Origin of the sequence: Pontiella desulfatans, assembly GCF_900890425.1 — a bacterium.
GTDB lineage: Bacteria > Verrucomicrobiota > Kiritimatiellia > Kiritimatiellales > Pontiellaceae > Pontiella > Pontiella desulfatans.
Window position 1 is genome coordinate 45,696 of the sequence record NZ_CAAHFG010000001.1, and the last position, 18,103, is coordinate 63,798.

Genomic DNA, 18,103 nt, shown 5'->3' on the forward strand with positions numbered 1-18,103 from the left:
GAATATGAAATTTTGGAAAAGAACGAACCTGCTTTTGTTTGTGTGCCTTGCGCTCGCCGCGGCGGCTGCACCGAAGAAAAACATCCTGTTTATCCTGGCCGACGACCAGCGCCACGATGTGCTGGGCTGTTATGGCAACAACCTGATCCAAACGCCGACCCTCGACGGTCTGGCGGAAAACGGCGTGCGCTTCGAAAACTTTTTCTGCCAAACGCCGATCTGCGCCACGAGCCGCGCCACGATCATGACGGGGCTCTCCCAGCGGTCGCACGGGTTTAACTTTGGCGAGCTGCCCGTTCCCTCGGAATATATCCCGACGAGTTATCCGGCGTACCTGAAGGCGAACGGCTACCGCACCGGCTTTGCCGGCAAGTTTGGATTCCGCTATGCCGCGAAGGATAAGGAGCAGCAGTTCGATTTCTTCAAGCCCTACAGCCTGCACCCCTTCCTGAAAAAACAACCCGACGGTTCGCTGCGTCACGAGACCGACCTGTGCGCCGATGCCGCGATCGAGTTTATCAAGACCAATCCAAAGGGGCAGCCGTTCTGCATGTCGGTCAGTTTCAATGCAACCCACGCGGACGATGCCGACCATCGGCCGGGATTCCATTTCCAATGGCCGCCTTCCGCCGATGGATTGTATGAAGACATCGAGATGCCGCTGCCCAAGCTGGGCGATCCCAAATATTTCGACGCGCTGCCGGAGTTCTTGAAGGATAAGGAGGAGCTTTCGCGCCTGCGCTACTACTGGCGCTGGGACACGCCCGAAAAATACCAGACCAACCTGCGCGCCTACTACCGGTTGTTTACGGGCATCGACAACGCCGTGGCGCGCATTCTCGCGGAACTGAAGACGGCCGGGCTGGATCAAAACACCATCATCGTCTACACCGCCGACAACGGCTATTTGATGGCCGACCGCGGGTTGGCGGGCAAATGGAACCACTACGACCAGTCGTTGCACCTGCCGTTCATCGTCTACGATCCCTCGTTGCCAAAGGAAAAGCGCGGCCGGGTGGTCAAGGAACTCTGCACGCACCTCGACGTGGCGCCGACCCTCGTCGAATGGGCGGGGCTTCCCAAGCCTGCGGTGTATCAGGGCGAGTCGCTGGCCGGGTTGATCGAAGCGCGGCCCGCGTCCGATTGGGGCGGCGACGTCTTCTGCGAACACAAGTTCAACCGCTACAACAACTGGCATGCCGTGCGTGGAAAAAAATATAAATACGCCGTCTACTACGATGAGCCGGGCGGCCCCTACGAATGCCTCTACGATCTGGAAAAGGATCCGGCCGAATTCGTCAACCTGGCCGACAATCCGGAATATGCCACCGTGCGGAAGCAAATGGTCCTGCGTCTCGACACCTATCTCGAGACCTATCCGTTGGCGAAGCAAAAGGAGAGAAAAGGCAACGAGTAATAGGCAATTAACTTGAAGAGTATCACCACAGAGCGCACGGAGGCACAGAGCAACCAAAATATCTGCCACCCTCTGCGTCTCCGTGAACTCTGTGGTAAAAAATTAAAATCAGTTTAATTTGGTATAATACGTAATTCGTAATTGACTCTTCTGACGATAGCGGTTTGCACTTATACGCATTACGCATTACGCATTACGCATTACGCATTACGCATTACGCATTACGCATTACGCATTACGCATTACGCAACACAAGGAGAAGAGCATGGCTGAAGAGCAACAGGAAAAACATGGCGAGTTCGAGCGCGAGCCGGTTCCCGTCTCGAAGACGAAGGGCTTGAAAGCGTTCGTGGGCATGTATGCCGGGGAACACTGCGCCGGAACCGAATTGATGATTGGCCCGCTGTTTGTTGCGGCGGGCGTGAGCGCCTTTGACGTGCTGGGGGGATTGTTCCTCGGCAACCTGCTGGCGGTGCTCAGCTGGATGTTCCTCTGCGCGCCGATCGCCGTGCGCGCGCGGCTGACGCTCTACTACCAGCTCGAAAAAATCTGTGGTCGCAGTCTCGTCACGATTTACAACATCGTGAATGGAATCATGTTCTGTTTCCTTGCGGGATCGATGATCACGGTGTCGGCCACGGCGCTCGGGGTCTGGTTCCATTTCCCCATGCCGGGGCTCAACGATCTGATGCCCAACAGCGTCGGTTGGGTGCTCGCGGTGCTGGCCGTCGGCGCGGTCATTTCCGTTGTCGCCGCCTGGGGCTACGACATGGTCTCGAAGGTGGCCAACATTGCCGCGCCGTGGATGGTGCTGGTCTTTCTCGGCTTCGGCATCATTGGCCTGCGGCAGTTCATCGAGGTGACCGGCGCCGAAGTAAACTCGCTCGGCAGTTTGTGGGAGCTTTGCCAGACCTCCATCTGGAAGGGGGGGGAGCCGCTACCCGGACAGGTGAAGTTTACCTTCTGGCACGTCACCTTCTTTGCCTGGTTCTGCAACATGGCGATGCACGTCGGCATGTCCGACCTCTCGGTGTTCCGCTTCGCCAAAAAGTCGTGGCACGGCATTGCCGCCGCATCCGGCATGTATGTTGGCCACTTCATGGCGTGGCTGGCCGCATCGATCCTCTATGCCTTGCAGCTGCATCTCGATCCATCCAACACCGACGTGCTGCCGGGGCCGCTGGCCTACCGTGCGGCCGGCGTTGCCGGACTCATCTGCGTGATCGTTGCCGGATGGACAACCGCCAACCCAACCATCTACCGCGCCGGACTCGCGTTCCAGGCCATCGTGCCGAAGGTGTCGCGGTTCAAGGTGACGATCTTCACCGGACTGTTGGCGACGCTTGCCGGGATGTTCCCGGCCATCGCCATGCGTCTGCTCGGATTCGTCGCGATCTATGGCTTGATCCTCATGCCGATGGGGGCGGTGGTCTTCACCGATTTCTGGATCTTCCCGAAGCTCGGGCTCAAGCAATTCTATGCGGAGCATAGGAAGCTCACCTTCAACTGGGCCGCGGCCATCGCGTGGGTCGCGACGCTGGCCATCTGCGTGGGGCTGAATAAAACGGGCAAGCCGCAGTTCCAGATCTTTTTCGTCGCTCTGCCAGGGTGGTTCCTGGCCTCGGCGCTCTACATCGTTGTTAGCAAGCTCACCCAGAAAGGGGCGGAAGCATGAAAAAGGTATTAGAGATTATTTCCTATCTGGCCCTCGTTTTGATCGTGCTCGCACCGTCGCTCTTCTATGCGCAAAAGATCGACCTTCCCATGAACAAAATGCTGATGACGATCGCAACCGTCGTCTGGTTCGCGAGCGCCATCTTGTGGATGGGCCGCGAGAAAAACGAAGGCTAGCGTTTCGGTGTGCGTGCTTTTCCGCTGGAACTCGCCACGGTGGGAATCAGGGACTCGTTGGAATGCAACCAATCAGAAAGGGCAGCCTCATGAAGAAACCATTCGTGCACCTCCGACTCGCAGCTTCTTTGGGGTGTTTGCTTCCACTTGCCGTCCTCTCGAGCGAGAACCGGGATCGCCCGTCCGTAGCCCGTCCGAACGTATTGTTCATTGCCATGGACGATCTGAACAACTGGATCGGGTGCATGGGAGGGCACCCGCAAACCATCACGCCCAATCTGGATCGTCTGGCCCAAAGCGGCGTTCTGTTCGCCAACGCGCATTGTCCCGCCCCCGCGTGCAATCCCTCGCGCTCCGCCATCATGACCGGGTTGTCGCCCCATCGCTCCGGGCTCTATGAAAACGCTCAGAAGATGCGGGAAGTCATGCCCGACGCCGACCTGCTTCCCCGGTATTTCCGGAACCATGGCTATTGGGCGGGGGGATCGGGCAAGATCCTGCACTACTTCATCGATGCGCATTCGTGGGATGAATACCACCCGGCCAAGGAATCCGAAAATCCGTTTCCGCGCACCCTCTATCCCGATACGCGTCCGCTCAGCCTGCCGAGAGGCGGCCCATGGCAATATGTCGAAACCGACTGGGGGCCGCTCGACGCGACCGACGAGGAGTATGGCGGCGACTGGCTGGTATCAAAATATATCGGAGAGCAGTTGAGCCGAAAGCGCGACAAACCCTTCTTCCTCGCCTGCGGAATTTATCGTCCGCACGAACCCTGGTTCGTGCCCGCGAAATATTTCGAACCCTTCCCCCTCGAGGACATCCAGCTTCCGCCGGGCTATCTCGAAAACGACCTCGACGACGTGCCGCCCTCCGGCCAACGAATGGGCCCCAACCGCTATTTCGCCCATATCCAAAAACACGGGCAATGGAAGCAGGGCATTCAGGGCTACCTCGCTTCCATCCACTTTGCCGATGCCATGCTGGGCCGCGTGCTCGATGCACTTGAAAACAGCCCCAACAAGGACAACACCATCGTGGTGCTGTGGAGCGACCACGGTTGGCACCTCGGCGAAAAAGAACACTGGCAAAAGTATACCGCTTGGCGGGCAACCACCCATGTTCCATTGATGATCCGCGTACCTGCGGGCGCGTCGCCCGGCCTGCCATCCGGCACACAGGCCGGCAGCGTCTGCGACCAACCCGTCAGCCTCATCAGCCTATACCCGACCCTCACCGAGCTGGCCGGCCTGCCCGCCAAGGCCGACAACAGCGGGCCGAGCCTCCTGCCGTTGCTGAAAGATGCCGATGCGGATTGGAAGCATGTCGCCATCACCTATCTCAACCGGCCCGGCTCCGTTGGCGTCAGCGGGAAAGACTGGCGCTACATCCACTATGCAAACGGCGACGAGGAACTCTACAGCATTAAGGCCGATCCCTATGAATGGAAGAACCTGGCCACGCTCCCCGAATATGCCGAAAAGCTCGCAACGTTCCGCGCCCGTGTTCCAAAGGAATTTGCGCCGCTGGTAAAAGCCAAGGTCACTTCCCTGAACAAGCTTCGTTGGGTCGCTGCAAACGGCACACCCACCCCGCCCTCGAAGCCGGACGGCGGCACGTTCAACGTGCACTTCATCAACCGCCGCGAAAACCCGGTTGAACTGTTCTGGATGGACGCCGAAGGCAAGCCCGTTGAACGCGGAACCATTGCCGCCGGAAAAACCAATGCGCAACGCACCAAGCCCGGTGAAGTGTGGCAGATCAGCGCGCGTAACGGAAAACCCCTCGGGCACTTCGTCGTAAGCGACCGCGAGTCCCAGGCCGTCATCCCCGCCGATTAGGGCATCTTCTCTTTAATAGTTCACTGCGGACGGTTTCTAACAGAAGGTCGCAAAGCTCGCGAAGGCGGTGCGAATTTTTTTTTTTGGAGTGCGGCGGGAACTGAAAGGCCACGCCGCTTTATAAACCGGTGCGGGCGGTTTTAGTTGGCCACACAATTGAGAAGCAATTGCGCGCATAGCACAAAGACCACCGCCAGGCTCTTCATCCCTATATGAACTTAACTTGAATGGTCTCACCACAGAGGACACAAGGCACAGAGGAGCGGGAATGTTCAATTGCTCTGTGTCTCGGTGACCTCTGTGGTAAAAAAACAAACCTGTTTAATTGGGTATGATTCACACCAAAGCGGCTTCGCAGCAGAAAAAATGACAGAACAATTGGGACAGAATGATTTCCTTTATGCCGTAACCATGAATTATTTTGTCCTAATTATTCTGTCAAAAAATGCACGATTTGCTTAACCGCGAATGAACACGAATTTCCTCTCCGTCCGCACCGAAAATGGTCCTGTTATAAATCGTCCTGTAAAATCTCTCCGTCCGCACCGAGAATCATTTTGCCAAAATCCAGCCCAGCCCGGCCATGAGCAGGCAAGAAAGCCCGATCCACATTTGGAGGGCGAGGTTCCATCCGAGCCGCTCGTGGAGGGGCGGACGCTGTCCGCCCGGGCGCACGGCGTGCGCCCCTCCAGCAAGGCATCGCAGGCGTTGGGATGGCCACGAAGAGGCGCAAAATTCACAAGACAGGATAATGGAATGACAGGATTATTTGCTTAACCGCGAATGAATACGAATGAACCCGAATTCCCTCTGCGCCCGCACCGGAAATAGTCCTGTTATCAATCGTCCTGTAAAATCTCTCCGTCCGCACCGAGAATCATTTTGCAAAAATCCTGCCCAGCCCGGCGATGAGCAGGCTAGAAAGCCCGCTCCACATTTGGAGGAACCGGCCCCCAATCCTTGGAAAGAAACATGAATAATATCATGGCGACGGGGGCTCGCGCTCCATACAATCCCCATAGATAGGCCGGACGTGCCGGGGTGGCGCTGTCCAATATCAAGATGGCACATTTTGGGTGCCCTCATATTCTCCTGCTTTTTAACCTGCTTCAGCAGAGAGGACGTTTGGGGAAGCAGGAGGGATAAAATCCTAATCGTTCGCAGGAGAAAATATGAAGATTAATACATTCGTCCTTCTTGTCGGTTCAGCAATGCTTTGGGGCTGTTCTCCTATATCTACTGATTTACATAAGGAACAGGTCGATAGCAAATCGGTGTCAATGGAGGGCTCATACGATAATGCGGTAGAATCACTGGTTGTCATTTCCCATAGCTGGAAGGTTATAGCGGTAAATAAAAAAGAAGGAACCTGTGAGTGGGCATTTCAAGTTGATTTGAAGTGTAATAATCATCCCGATTATAAAAGGACTGAAGGGTTTCGACCTGATTTACCAATCGAGCTAGTTGAATACAAACTCTATGATTCCGATGGGTTTTTGTTAGATTCTACATATCTAAGATCTAAACAATATATCTACTTTGGAGAAACGAAAACTTTACAAGGTAGCTCAGTGGCAAGCCTAGAATTACTCAAGCGAGCTTCAGCAGGACAGCTGAGAATAAAAGCTGGATATGATCGTCAAAAAAAATAAAGGAGCAATGATGAAATATGTGCCTTATCCTCCCACGTGTGGTGTTGATTTTGTTGAGATTGATGAAGTAAATAATAAATCAACCTTAATAATCATCAGTCCAGCACAAGTAAATAATGATCATGATGACCTTCCTGTTTCTAATGAAGAAAGGATTGAAATACCATTTACCAATCACAATGAGATAATGACATCCATTGAGAAAAGAACAGGTAATAAACCTATTCGGCTCGATCCTGAAAAATGATGCGAACAATAAAGGGATAGTCGAGTAGGAGTATCACGATCTGCTCGCGGCTATCCCCTGGTTCATGAAGCCGATGCTCGACCGACACGATGAAAGGCGCTCTTTTGAGGCCGTGAACCGTGGCTCCGCCACTATTTTGCGTTGCAAAATTATTTATCGCTGCGCTTTCAGCATCGTTCGCGGTGGCCGTATGGGGGCAATGGTTCAACGGCCTCTTTTTTACTTGGGGCCGGAGTTGCGGCGCTACGTGTTTTCACGGTGGTGCGCGGGAGCGGGGAGCGGGTTTGCGGTCGGGTTTTCGGTTCATCGGTTGGGTTCCTCGACGATTTTTTTGTCGTTTTGAAGGGATGCGGGCATAGGGGTTCGTGGCCGCGTCATCGAGGTGAAGCAGTTGGTTGGTAGAGCCTTCACTATGTGATGGCTTTTTCGTTTTGGAGGCCACCGGCGTAGCGGCGGCTCTACTAGGCCTACCGGCGGGGAATGGTTGGTGCGGGAGCGGGGGCTTTCCTGCCCCCGCCGGGGACAGGAATGTCCCCGCTCCGTTTGAGCCGCCCGCCGATCCCGTACCTCTGGTTATCCCGTCAAATAAACGTCTATCCCGGACCCCGGCGGTACGGCACGAACTCGAGCCAGCGCAGAACGCCGAAGCCGAGCTTGATCAACCGCCGTGTCAACGCGAATCCCGTCGGCCCCGCCTCGTAGCAGATATGCCGCTGCTCCTTCTGAAGCCCCTCCTGAACTAAAAAATACGATGTTGCAATCTAAAACCTGTGTGGTATAGAAAATATACCATGGTATTTGAATTTGACCCAAAGAAGAGCGAGAAGAACGAGGAGAAGCACGGTATCAATTTTGCTGAGGCTCAAGCCTTGTGGGATGATCCAGATTTACTGGAGGTTCCAGCTCGAACAGAAGATGAACCAAGGTTTTTAGTCATTGGAAAAGTTAATCAGAAACACTGGTCGGGAGTCATAACCTATCGAGGTGAAAAAGTTAGGATAATTTCTGTGCGAGGGTCACGTACGGAGGAGGTTGAATTTTATGAAAGCTAATGATTTCGATAGTAAATTTGAATCAGGAGAGGACATCACCAAATACCTGGATTTCTCCAATGCAAAACGTCCAGAACAGGAACAAAAAAGAGTCAACGTTGATTTTCCTGTTTGGATGATCCATTCACTTGATAAAGAAGCAAAGCGTTTGGGCGTTCCGAGACAATCACTGATCAAAGTTTTAGTTGCGGAACACATTCAAAAAGCAACTGCATAAAACTGATCGAACCAGGCTTGACCTTACCGTGAAAGCGCCCGTTGATCCGGTCAAAGTTTATGTGCACGCAGGCTGAACGTTATGTTTAAGCAGATATTGGTTTCGACCGTTTGTTTTTTATGTTTTGGAAGTTCACTCCACGGCGAAGCCGCGATGGATTGGGAGGCGTCGTGGATCGGTGTGGCGGAGGCTTCGGCGACGAACCAGTGGATTGCGTATCGCAAAACGGTTCATCTCGATCACGCACCGCGCCGGGCGGTGGCGCGGATTGCGGCCGACTCTAAATATTGGCTGTGGATCAATGGCGAGCCGGTGGTGTTCGAAGGCCAGCTCAAGCGTGGGCCGACGCCGGTTGACACCTACTACGACGAGGTTGATCTGGCGAGCCATCTCCGGAAGGGGGACAACACGATTGCCGTCCTGTTGTGGTATTTCGGCAAGCATGGCTTCAGCCACAACAGCAGCGGCAAGGCGGGGTTGCTGTTCGAGGCGGACGTGGATGGCGTGCGGTTGCTGAGCGACACCAGCTGGGAGGCGATGGTTCATCCCGCCTTTGGTGATACGGCCCAGCCGCACCCGAACCGACGGTTGCCGGAATCGAACATTCGCTTCGATGCCCGGAAGGATCAACCTGGCTATGAAGCTGCGGTCGGGTTTGGCAAGCCGCCCTGTGCGCCGTGGAACAAGCTCGTTAAACGCCCGGTTCCGCTCTGGAAGGATTTTGGTTTGAAGGCGTATGAAAATGCGGCGGAGCTGCCGCAGGTTTCCGATGGCGGGGTGATCGAAGCCCGGTTGCCGTACAATGCGCAGGTCACGCCCTACCTCAAGATCGATGCCCCGGCGGGCCAAACCATCGATATCCGCATGGACAATTATATGGGCGGAGGCCCGCCGAATGTCCGGGCGGAATACATTACCCGCGCGGGCGTTCAGGAATATGAAAACTTGGGGTGGATGAACGGGCACGCCGTGCACTACACCATCCCCGCCGGAATCCAGATTCTGGAGCTTAAATATCGCGAAACCGGATACGATACCGAGTTCACGGGAACCTTCGAATGCGACGACGGGTTTCTGAACCGCTACCGCCAAAAGGCGCTGCGCACGCTCTACATCACCATGCGCGACACCTACTTCGACTGCCCCGACCGCGAGCGCGCCCAATGGTGGGGAGATATGGTCAACGAAATGGGGGAGGCGTTCTACGCGCTGGATCCGCGTGCCAATCTGCTGGCGAAGAAGGGCATCCTTGAACTCGCGAACTGGCAGCGGGACGACGGTACGCTCTTTGCCCCGATCCCGACCGGGGACTGGGACAAGGAGCTGCCGATGCAAATGCTCAACTCCGTCGGCTATTTCGGTTTCTGGACGTATTATCTTTATACGGGCGACCTCGAAACCATCCGCACGGTCTATCCCGCCGTGAAGCGCTACCTTTCGGTTTGGAAGCAGGGCGACGACGGTCTGGTTGTTCCGCGCCGCGGCGGTTGGGCCTGGGGCGACTGGGGCCGCAACAAGGATATGGGCATCCTGTACAACGGCTGGTTTTATTTGGCCTTGAAGGGGCAGCTCAACATGGCGTTGGCGCTGGGGAAAACGGGCGACGTTGCGGAGATCAAAAACCGGATGGCCGGCGTTGAAAAGCAGTTCAATCCAACCTTCTGGAACGGCGAGGCATACCGCTCGCCCAACTATAAGGGACTGACCGACGATCGCGCCCACGCGCTCGCGGTGGTGTCGGGACTGGCTCAGCCGGATCAATACGATGCGATCCGCGAGGTATTCAAGACCTCGATGCATGCCAGCCCCTACATGGAAAAATATGTGGGCGAGGCGCTCTACCACATGCGCTTTGCGGACGATGCGATTGCACGAACGAAGAAGCGCTTCAGGCCGATGGTCGACCACCCGCACACCACGCTGTGGGAAGGGTGGGTTATTGGCGACAAAGCCAGCGGCGGAACCATCAACCATGCCTGGTGCGGCGGCGCGCTCACGCTGCTTTCGCAATATGGTGCGGGCGTCGCGCCGACAACACCCGGTTACGAAACCTACCACGTGCTGCCGCAGATGGGGCCGTTGAAAACAATCAAGACCACCGTGCCTTCCGTGAAGGGCGACATCCTACTGGAGCTGCGGAAAGACCCCGATGCTTTTGTGATGAACCTAACGTCGCCCGCCAACACCGTTGCCATCGCCGGCATCCCCAAAGGTGGCCTGGACATTTCAACCATCACGGCCAACGGAACAACCATCTGGCGCAAAGACATTCCGACCTATCCAACGCCCGGCCTCAGATTTGTTGAAAGCGATGAGCACTACATCAAATTTTCGGTCGATCCCGGCACCTGGGTCTTTGAGGCCCGTGAATGATGCCCATTCCTTGGCGGGGCGCTCGCTGTGCGCGGCGCCCTATTTTTGGGGCGGGGGATTCTCCGGCACCTGATACTGCTTTTTCAGGCGTTCGAGTTTTTTCTCCATCACCTTGATCTGCGCCTGACTCTCCGGGTTGCCGTATATGTTTTTCATCTCGGACGGATCGTTTTGCAGGTCGTACAGCTCCCACTCCTCGCCGTTGGGCACCCCCTTGCCATAGAATTTGATGAGCTTCCAGCGCCCGTCGAACACCCCTTCGTGGCGGCGCACGGCGTGCGGGCCGGGATATTCGTAGTAGTGGTAGTAGAGCGCATCGCGCCAATCGTCCGGCGTCTCGCCCTTCAGCAACGGCACGAGGCTTTTGCCCTGCATGTCGTCCGGGATCGGTGCGCCCGCTAGGTCGAGGAAGGTTTCGGCAAAGTCGATGTTCTGCACCAGGTCGGAGTTCACCGATCCCGGCTTGATCTTGCCCGGCCACTTGGCGATGAGCGGCGTCCGGAACGACTCCTCATACATGAAGCGCTTGTCGAACCAGCCATGTTCGCCCATGTAGAAGCCCTGATCGGATGAATACATCACGATCGTGTTCCCGGTCAGTCCCTTCGCTTCGAGCGCCTCGACCACTTTGCCGATGTTCACATCGACGGCCCAGGTGCAGCGCATGTAGTCCTTCAGGTAGGCCTGGTATTTCCATTTCACCAGCTCCTTGCCCGTGGGCGGGTTTGCGTTGAATGCGGCGGAACGCTTCGCAAAGCGCGGATCTTCGAAGAAGTGCTTCGACCAACTGGATTTTTTCGGGTCGCCATACCATGCCTTGTCGTTCACCTTCAGGTCGTGGCCGACAATCAGATGGCGGTCGACTTCCATCGCCTGTTCATGGGCGGCCGCGCCGCGCGTGGCATAGTCGTCGAACAGGTTGTCCGGCTCCGGGATCTCAACATCCTCGTATTTGCTCATGTACTCGGGGGCCGGGATCCAGTTGCGGTGCGGCGCCTTGTAGTGGAGCATCAGCATGAACGGCTTGCCCTCGTCGCGCTCGTTGTCGAGCCAGTTGAGCGCGCGCTCCGTAATGACTTCGGTCGAGTGGCGGCCGGGATAGGTCGTCTTTCCGTTCTCGGTAATGAAGACGGGATCATCGTAGCTGCCCTGTCCCGGCAGCACTTCCCAATAGTCGAATCCCTGCATGTTCCCGTGCAGGTGGATTTTTCCGATCATTGCGGTCGCATATCCGTTCTTCTGCAGGATCTTCTGGAACTGCTGCTGGTCGTGGTTGAATGGGTCGACATTGTCGAACTTGCCGTTCATGTGGCTGTGCTTTCCGGTCAGCAGCGTGGCCCGGCTCGGCGCGCAGATCGAGTTGCCGACATAGGCGCGGTCGAATCGCATACCGTCGCGGGCCAGGGCATCGATGTTCGGCGACGGATTCAGTTTTTGCAGCCGCCCGCCATAGGCCCCGATGGTCTGGTAGGAATGGTCGTCCGTAAAAATCCAGACAATGTTCGGCCGTTCCGCAGCGGCGATTCCGGCCAGCAACAAGGTTGCGGTAATGATTCTCTTCATCGTGATTCTCCATTTTCTTCCATGTGCTTATGCAACTATCTAATAGCAAACTAAGCTGATTTGTTTTTTACCACAGAGTGCGCAGAGGCACAGAGAGGTAGGATGCTCTGTGTCTCTGCGCACTCTGTGGTGAGACTATTCAAGTTAATTACCTAATGTTGGAGGGGGGTGAGGTTTTGATCCAGCCGGTATTCCGAACCGGCCGTTGTGTCGGACTGCCAAACCTGGTCGCCGTAGACCACTTTGCAAGGCAGGCCGGACTTGGAGCGGATGGTGGTGGAGACGAGCTTGCCGTCTTTCCACTCCATATCGACTTCAAAGTTGCCGCGGGCGCGGAGGCCCTTGAGCGAACCCGTCGACCATGCGGCGGGCAGGGCGGGCAGCAGTTGGATTTCCTGTGCGTGGCTCTGCACCAGCATTTCGCAGAAGCCGGCGGTGCCGCCGAGGTTGCCGTCGATCTGGAAGGGCGGGTGTGAGCAAAACAGGTTTTGGTAGACCCCTCCGCCGCTGTTTCCATAGATGGTGCGGGTTTCGCCCACGAGGTTGAGCAGCCCGCGCATCACTGTGTGTGCGCGGTCGCCGTCGCCCAGGCGCGCCCAGAAGTTAATCTTCCATGCGCGGCTCCAGCCCGTGCTGGCATCGCCGCGGGCGTTGAGCGAAACGCGGCAGGCTTCGGCCAGCTCCGGCGTAAGGGCCATGCTGATCTGTCGGCCTGGATAAAGCGCGAACAGATGCGAGACGTGGCGGTGCTTGTCCTCCGGGTCGTCCTTATCGATTTCCCACTCCTTCAGCTGGCCCCAACGGCCGATCGCGGGTTTGAGCAGGTCGTCGCGCATGCCGGCGATCCTGTCGCGGAACGCGGGGTCGTCGCCCAGTGCGTCGGCGGCTTCGACGGTGTTGTTGAACAGGTCGTAGATAATTTCCTGGTCGTAGGTCACCCCTTCTTCCGGATCATGTTTATACTGTTCCGGCGACCAGCCGTCCGGCGTAACCAGCGTGCCGTCGGGGCGGCGCTTGAGGTGGTCTTCCCAGAAGTGGCAGATTTCCTTCATGATCGGGTAGGCGGTGTTGCGCAGGTATTCCTGGTTGCGGCCGAAGGCATAGTGTTCCCACAGGTGCTGCGCATACCAGGCGCTGCCGGGGCCGTTCCACTTCCAGTAGCCCACGCCGCAGGCGTTGTTCATGGTGCGGATCGTCCAGCCGCGTACGTCGCCATACTGCAGCCGCGTGATCTGCGCGCTGACTTCGCGGATGCTGTCGATATAGTCGATGAACGGAACGTGGCATTCGGGCATGTTCGCGGTTTCGGCCGGCCAGTAGTTCATCTCGAGGTTGATGTTGGAATGGTAGTCTCCCGCCCAGACCGGCGTGTTACTGTGGTTCCAAACGCCCTGCAGGTTGGCGGGCAGTGCGCCGGCCCGCGAACAGCTGATCAGCAGGTAGCGCCCGAACTGGCAGAACAGCGCTTCGAGCTCCGGGTCGGAGGTGGTGTTGTCCCGGTAGGCGGCCAGACGCTCCGCCGTGGTTTTGGCGCGCAGCTCCGGGGCAGTGGTGCCGAGGTTGACCGCAAAGCGGCCAAAGATCGACTGATAGTCATTCAGGTGCTCGGCGAGCAGGGCATCGGTGCTTTTTGCTGCGGCCGCATCGACCGTTTTCGTTACGCGGGCGTGGGGATGCTCGCCGAGCCACTTCTTTGAATGCTCCTGCTCAAAGTTGGTGCCTGCGCTGAGGATCAGCGTCACACCGTCGCACTTTTTCAGCTCCAGGCCCAGCGGCGCCATCGGGGTGACGCCCGGGTTTTCCGGTTTGCCGCGTTTGAGTTCGCCGCCTTGGTTGAGCACCTGCATTTGCGATTCATATTCAAAGCCGTTGCCCATTTCCCCTTTGGCGGTGAAGCGGTTTCCGTTCAGCGAAACCTTCGCGTTGTGCATATCGGTCAGCCAGACGCGGCCGTTGAGGGCTCCGGGTTTGTCGGCTGTCAGTTGGACAACGATCGCCTTGGCCGGATGGCTGGCAAAGGCGGTCTGGGTGAAGTGTACGCCATCGTAGTCGTACTCGACGGTATGCACAGCGCGTTCGAGGTCGAGCTGGCGGCGGTAGTGGGTCACCTTGGATTGATCATGGCCGAGGTGGATAAAGATGTCGCCGAACGCCTGGTGCGCACCCATGCGGCCATCGCCCTCTTTTCCGATGTCTTTCTCCTTGGTTTCGCGGACACCGCTCCAGAGGCTGATCTCGTTGAACTGGATGCGTTCGATCTCCGTCCCGCCGAAGAGCATTGCCCCCAACGGCCCGTTGCCGATCGGCAACGCCTCCTTCATCCACGAAGTGGCGGGCTGGTCATACCAAAGGGTGAGGGGAGTCATCGCCCCCGCAGTCAGGGTGGTTACAGCGAGCACCGCTCCTACCTGCTTTATTGATTTTACTTTGTTCATGATCAGTCACCTTTCTTGTTATGACCGCTAAGACGCGAAGAAACGAAGATTGCGATTCCACGTTCTTTGCATCTTCGCGTCTTTGCGGTCATTCAGTTACTTTATTTCTTTTAACATGGTTTTGCCCATTTCGGTGCCGAGCCGGATTTGTGACGGGCCGTTGAAGTGGGTGTTGTCTTTCAGCGTTTCAAGATGGTCGGTATTGATGATGAACACATGATCGTCCGCGGCGGCAACCTTTTCCTGCGCCTGCTGCACGATTCCGGCGTGGTCGAAACACCACGGGGTTTCCTTCAGCAGGCTCGACGAGATGCGGCCCATCACGATCGGCAAGTCCGGCAGGGCCGTTTGTTTGCGGACATCCGCGAAAAACGTCTTCAGGTTTTCTTCGTAGGCTTTGGCTTTGTCGAGTTCTTCGGCATCCGATTCGCCCTGCATCCAGAGCATGCCGCAAACTTCGTAGTCGTGCAGCGTTTCCAGTGCGTTTCCGATGTTGCCAAAGAACCGTTGGTTCATCGCCTGCCCCGGCAACCAGTGCTTCCAAAGCCTGGTTCCGCCCGCCGAGGTTTTCACGATCGCAATCGTTGATTCGGGAAACGCTTCGGCCATCACATGGGCAAAGGCAATTTCGGGGCCAAACTGGAAGCTGCGCTTTTCGGCGAAAGAGTCGGTGCCCAGGGGTACCCATTTTTTAAGCGGGTTGTCCCACGCCGCCGTGTTTGCCGGATGAACCCTGTATTCCCCGGGAAGATCTTCCGCCTTCCCGCACCCATCCATGTTCGACTGGCCTGCAAGCAGGAATACCTTCGTCGCGCGCTCTTGGGCCGCTTGGGTTGCACACGCGGTAACCACGCATACCGCGGTTGTCAAAGGGATCAATCGGTTGAATCGTATTCTAGTCACACGTTGCTTCCGAGGTTGCTCCAAGCACCAGCTCGCGGGGCAGGATGGGCGTGGCACCGTCGCAGGTGCAGACAAAGGCCGCAACCCGGTTGGCATGATCGTTGATTTCCGCGAGCGGTTTTCCGTTCAACAAACCCATGCAGAGCGTTGCCGCAAACGAGTCGCCCGCACCGACGGTGTTGATGGCTTCGACGGGGCGGCCGGGATGGTCATCTGTTTCGTCGGCGGAGACGAGCAGGCTGCCTCCGGGGCCGCGCGTGTAGGCGACCAGCGTCAGGCCAAATTTTGTTCGCAGCGTTTGGAGCTGTTCCGTAATCGCACCTCTGATTCCAAACAGCTCCGCCAGCACCGGAAGTTCCTCATCGCTGAGCTTGAGGATATTGCATTGTTCGAGCGAGGATTCGATGATCTCTCTCGAAAAGAACGTCTGCCGCAGGTTGACGTCGAAGATTTTAAACGCATTGGGCTTCATCCGTTCCAGGAACGCATGGATGGCGCTGCGGGAGGCAAAACTGCGCTGGGCGAGCGATCCGAAGCCGACGGCGTCGATCTGCTGCGCCAGCGCGCCGACTTGCCCGGAGACGGAAATATGATCCCAGGCAACGCCCTCGCAAATTTCATACGTGGGCTGAGCGTTTTTCAGCATCACCTGTACGGTTCCGGTCGGGTGCCCGACCTCGGCGATATAGCGGTCGACGATCCCGTTGCCCTGGAGCACGGCGCGGATTTCCGTGCCGAGTGGATCGGCGCCGACCGCGCTGACCGGGTAGCCCGTCGCGCCGAGCTGGTCGCAATGGTAGCAAAAGTTGACGGGCGCGCCGCCGAGACGTTTCCCTTCAGGGAAAACATCCCAAAGCAGTTCGCCGATCCCGGCAACAATGAATGGTTGGGTCATGGAAGCGTCCTTCAGTGAAGCATGGAATAGAGCACGATCATGATGGCGAACAGGATCGCCGCCATGACGCGCGGATCGGTGATGGTGCCTTCAAGTTTTCCGCGCAGGGCGTCGAGCGGCCGCGTCCAGCAGAGGCCTTCCACCTTTTCCGCCGCGGGGGCCGGGGTCGCGAGGCTGACCACGAAATAGACGAGGCTCGAGAGAATGAACAGATACCAACCCACCTGCATGAACGGTATGCCCAGCTCCTTGGCGATCAGTTGCTTTTCGCCGATCAGCGGAATGTCGATGGCGAGGTAGACCAGGCCGATGACGACGTTGAATACCATGGCCGCCAATGCGCCCTGGTTGTTGCCGCGTTTCCAGAAGATGCCCCACAGGAAGATCGCGGTGATGCCCGGCGCAAACGCCATCGGAATCTTGTTGATGGCTTCGAAAATACTGCCGAACTTGCCGCCCTGCGTCGACCAGAGCATCGCCAGCACCACCACGACGCCCGCGGTGATGCGGCCAATCGTGACCAGCTGACGGTCGGGGGTGCCGGGGCGAACGCGCTTGAAAATATCCTCGGCCGCCATGGTGGCGGTGGAGTTGAGCGCCGCTTCGATGGTGCTCATCAGCGCGGCGAGCAGCCCGGCGGCCATCAGGCCGCGGATGCCGACGGGCAGCAGCTCGGTCATCATGACCATCAGCGTGGAGTCGGGGTCGTCGCCGATCTTTTCCTTGAACAGCACATAGCCGATCGCGCCCGGCAACACCATCAGGAAGACCGGCAGGATTTTAAGGTATCCCGCGAAGATCGCACCGTCGCGCCCGTCCTTCTCGGTTTTGGCCGAAAGGATTTTCTGCACAATGGTCTGGTCGGTGCACCAATACCAGATGCCCAGCACCGGATAGCCGAAGAGGATCGAATACCAGGAAAACTCGTTGAGGTCGAACCGGCCCGGCGCACCCTCCGCGAGGATCGGTTGGATCATGCTGAGCTGGTCGGGCTTGCAGGCGGCCTTGAAAGCCGCCCAGCTGTCGATGCCTACCTCGGGCAGCGCCTGGATGCCGAACCCGGTCAGCAACGCCGCGCCGCCCAGCAGCAGGACGGCCTGGATGGCGTCGGTGATCATGACGGCCTTGAGGCCGCCGAGGATGGTGTAGATGGCGGTGATGACGGAGATGCCGATGATCGAAACGATATAGTTGATCCCGAAGAAGGCTTCCAGCACCTTGGCCCCCGCATAGAGGCTGATGCCGATGTGCACCAGCAACGCCGACATAATGAAGATGCCGGCCAGGAAGCTCCGCGCAACCGATCCATAGCGCTTCTCGACATATTCCGGCAACGTGCTGATTTTGGAGCGGAAATAAAACGGCGCGAAAACCATGCCGAGCAGGATCAGGCAGAAGGCCGCCATCCATTCAAAGTTGCCCACCACCAGGCCGTGCTGGTAGCCGGACGATGCCAGCCCCACCAGATGGATGGTCGAAATGTTCGCGCAGAACAGGCCGGTTCCAATGATCGGCCACTTCAGCGAACGTCCGCCGAGGAAGAAATCTTCCGACGACGTGTCCTTCTTGAACCCCGCCAGAATCCCCACGGCCATGATGCCGACGAGGTAGACGATGATGATGATCGTGTCGATTGTTGAAATGCCCGAACCCATAT

At 57.3% G+C, this 18,103-nt stretch carries 14 protein-coding genes; 9 read left to right on the forward strand and 5 right to left on the reverse strand.

Features of this window, described 5'->3' with window-relative positions:
• Positions 1-4 precede the first annotated feature (4 nt).
• The 9 genes from E9954_RS00155 to E9954_RS00195 all read left to right on the forward strand — a co-directional run bounded on the left by E9954_RS00155 (position 5) and on the right by E9954_RS00195 (position 10,650).
• Complete coding sequence (locus tag E9954_RS00155; protein ID WP_168441859.1) at positions 5-1,417, forward strand: sulfatase family protein; 1,413 nt, start codon at positions 5-7, stop codon at positions 1,415-1,417.
• Positions 1,418-1,682: 265 nt separating this feature from the next.
• Entirely contained in the window at positions 1,683-3,092 is a 1,410-nt protein-coding gene (locus E9954_RS00160) for a purine-cytosine permease family protein (RefSeq protein ID WP_136077241.1), read from the forward strand.
• Complete coding sequence (locus tag E9954_RS00165; RefSeq protein WP_136077242.1) at positions 3,089-3,268, forward strand: hypothetical protein; 180 nt, start codon at positions 3,089-3,091, stop codon at positions 3,266-3,268. The genes E9954_RS00160 and E9954_RS00165 overlap by 4 nt, the downstream gene beginning before the upstream one ends.
• 89 nt (positions 3,269-3,357) lie before the next feature.
• A complete protein-coding gene (locus E9954_RS00170; protein WP_136077243.1) occupies positions 3,358-5,109 on the forward strand; it encodes a sulfatase-like hydrolase/transferase in 1,752 nt (583 codons plus the stop codon).
• A 1,172-nt stretch (positions 5,110-6,281) separates the two neighbouring features.
• On the forward strand, positions 6,282-6,761 hold the full coding sequence (locus E9954_RS00175) for a hypothetical protein (protein WP_136077244.1): 480 nt from the start codon (positions 6,282-6,284) through the stop codon (positions 6,759-6,761).
• Positions 6,762-6,768: 7 nt separating this feature from the next.
• A complete protein-coding gene (locus E9954_RS00180) occupies positions 6,769-7,008 on the forward strand; it encodes a hypothetical protein (RefSeq protein WP_136077245.1) in 240 nt (79 codons plus the stop codon).
• Between the two features lie 791 nt (positions 7,009-7,799).
• The gene (locus E9954_RS00185) at positions 7,800-8,060 is read left to right on the forward strand and encodes a BrnT family toxin (RefSeq protein ID WP_136077246.1); all 261 of its coding nucleotides are present in this window, start codon (positions 7,800-7,802) and stop codon (positions 8,058-8,060) included.
• On the forward strand, positions 8,050-8,277 hold the full coding sequence (gene brnA / locus E9954_RS00190) for a type II toxin-antitoxin system BrnA family antitoxin (RefSeq protein WP_136077247.1): 228 nt from the start codon (positions 8,050-8,052) through the stop codon (positions 8,275-8,277). The genes E9954_RS00185 and brnA overlap by 11 nt, the downstream gene beginning before the upstream one ends.
• A gap of 81 nt (positions 8,278-8,358) precedes the next feature.
• A complete protein-coding gene (locus tag E9954_RS00195; protein WP_222846984.1) occupies positions 8,359-10,650 on the forward strand; it encodes an alpha-L-rhamnosidase-related protein in 2,292 nt (763 codons plus the stop codon).
• A gap of 39 nt (positions 10,651-10,689) precedes the next feature.
• On the opposite strand, the gene E9954_RS00200 is transcribed toward E9954_RS00195, so the two are convergent.
• The 5 genes from E9954_RS00200 to E9954_RS00220 form a co-directional block, all read right to left on the reverse strand.
• Positions 10,690-12,213 carry a sulfatase family protein gene (locus E9954_RS00200; protein ID WP_136077248.1) on the reverse strand — a complete coding sequence of 508 codons (1,524 nt, stop codon included), beginning with the start codon at positions 12,211-12,213 and terminating at the stop codon, positions 10,690-10,692.
• Between the two features lie 152 nt (positions 12,214-12,365).
• Positions 12,366-14,648: a glycoside hydrolase family 95 protein gene (locus E9954_RS00205; protein WP_136077249.1), complete on the reverse strand. Its 2,283-nt coding sequence runs from the start codon at positions 14,646-14,648 to the stop codon at positions 12,366-12,368.
• 96 nt (positions 14,649-14,744) lie between these two features.
• A complete protein-coding gene (locus E9954_RS00210; RefSeq protein ID WP_168441860.1) occupies positions 14,745-15,551 on the reverse strand; it encodes a sialate O-acetylesterase in 807 nt (268 codons plus the stop codon).
• Complete coding sequence (locus E9954_RS00215) at positions 15,544-16,446, reverse strand: carbohydrate kinase family protein (RefSeq protein ID WP_136077251.1); 903 nt, start codon at positions 16,444-16,446, stop codon at positions 15,544-15,546. Before E9954_RS00215 ends, E9954_RS00210 begins: the two co-directional genes overlap by 8 nt.
• Positions 16,447-16,457: 11 nt before the next feature.
• Positions 16,458-18,101, reverse strand: coding sequence for a sodium:solute symporter family transporter (locus tag E9954_RS00220; protein WP_136077252.1), 1,644 nt, complete (start codon positions 18,099-18,101; stop codon positions 16,458-16,460).
• Between the last annotated feature and the right edge of the window lie 2 nt (positions 18,102-18,103).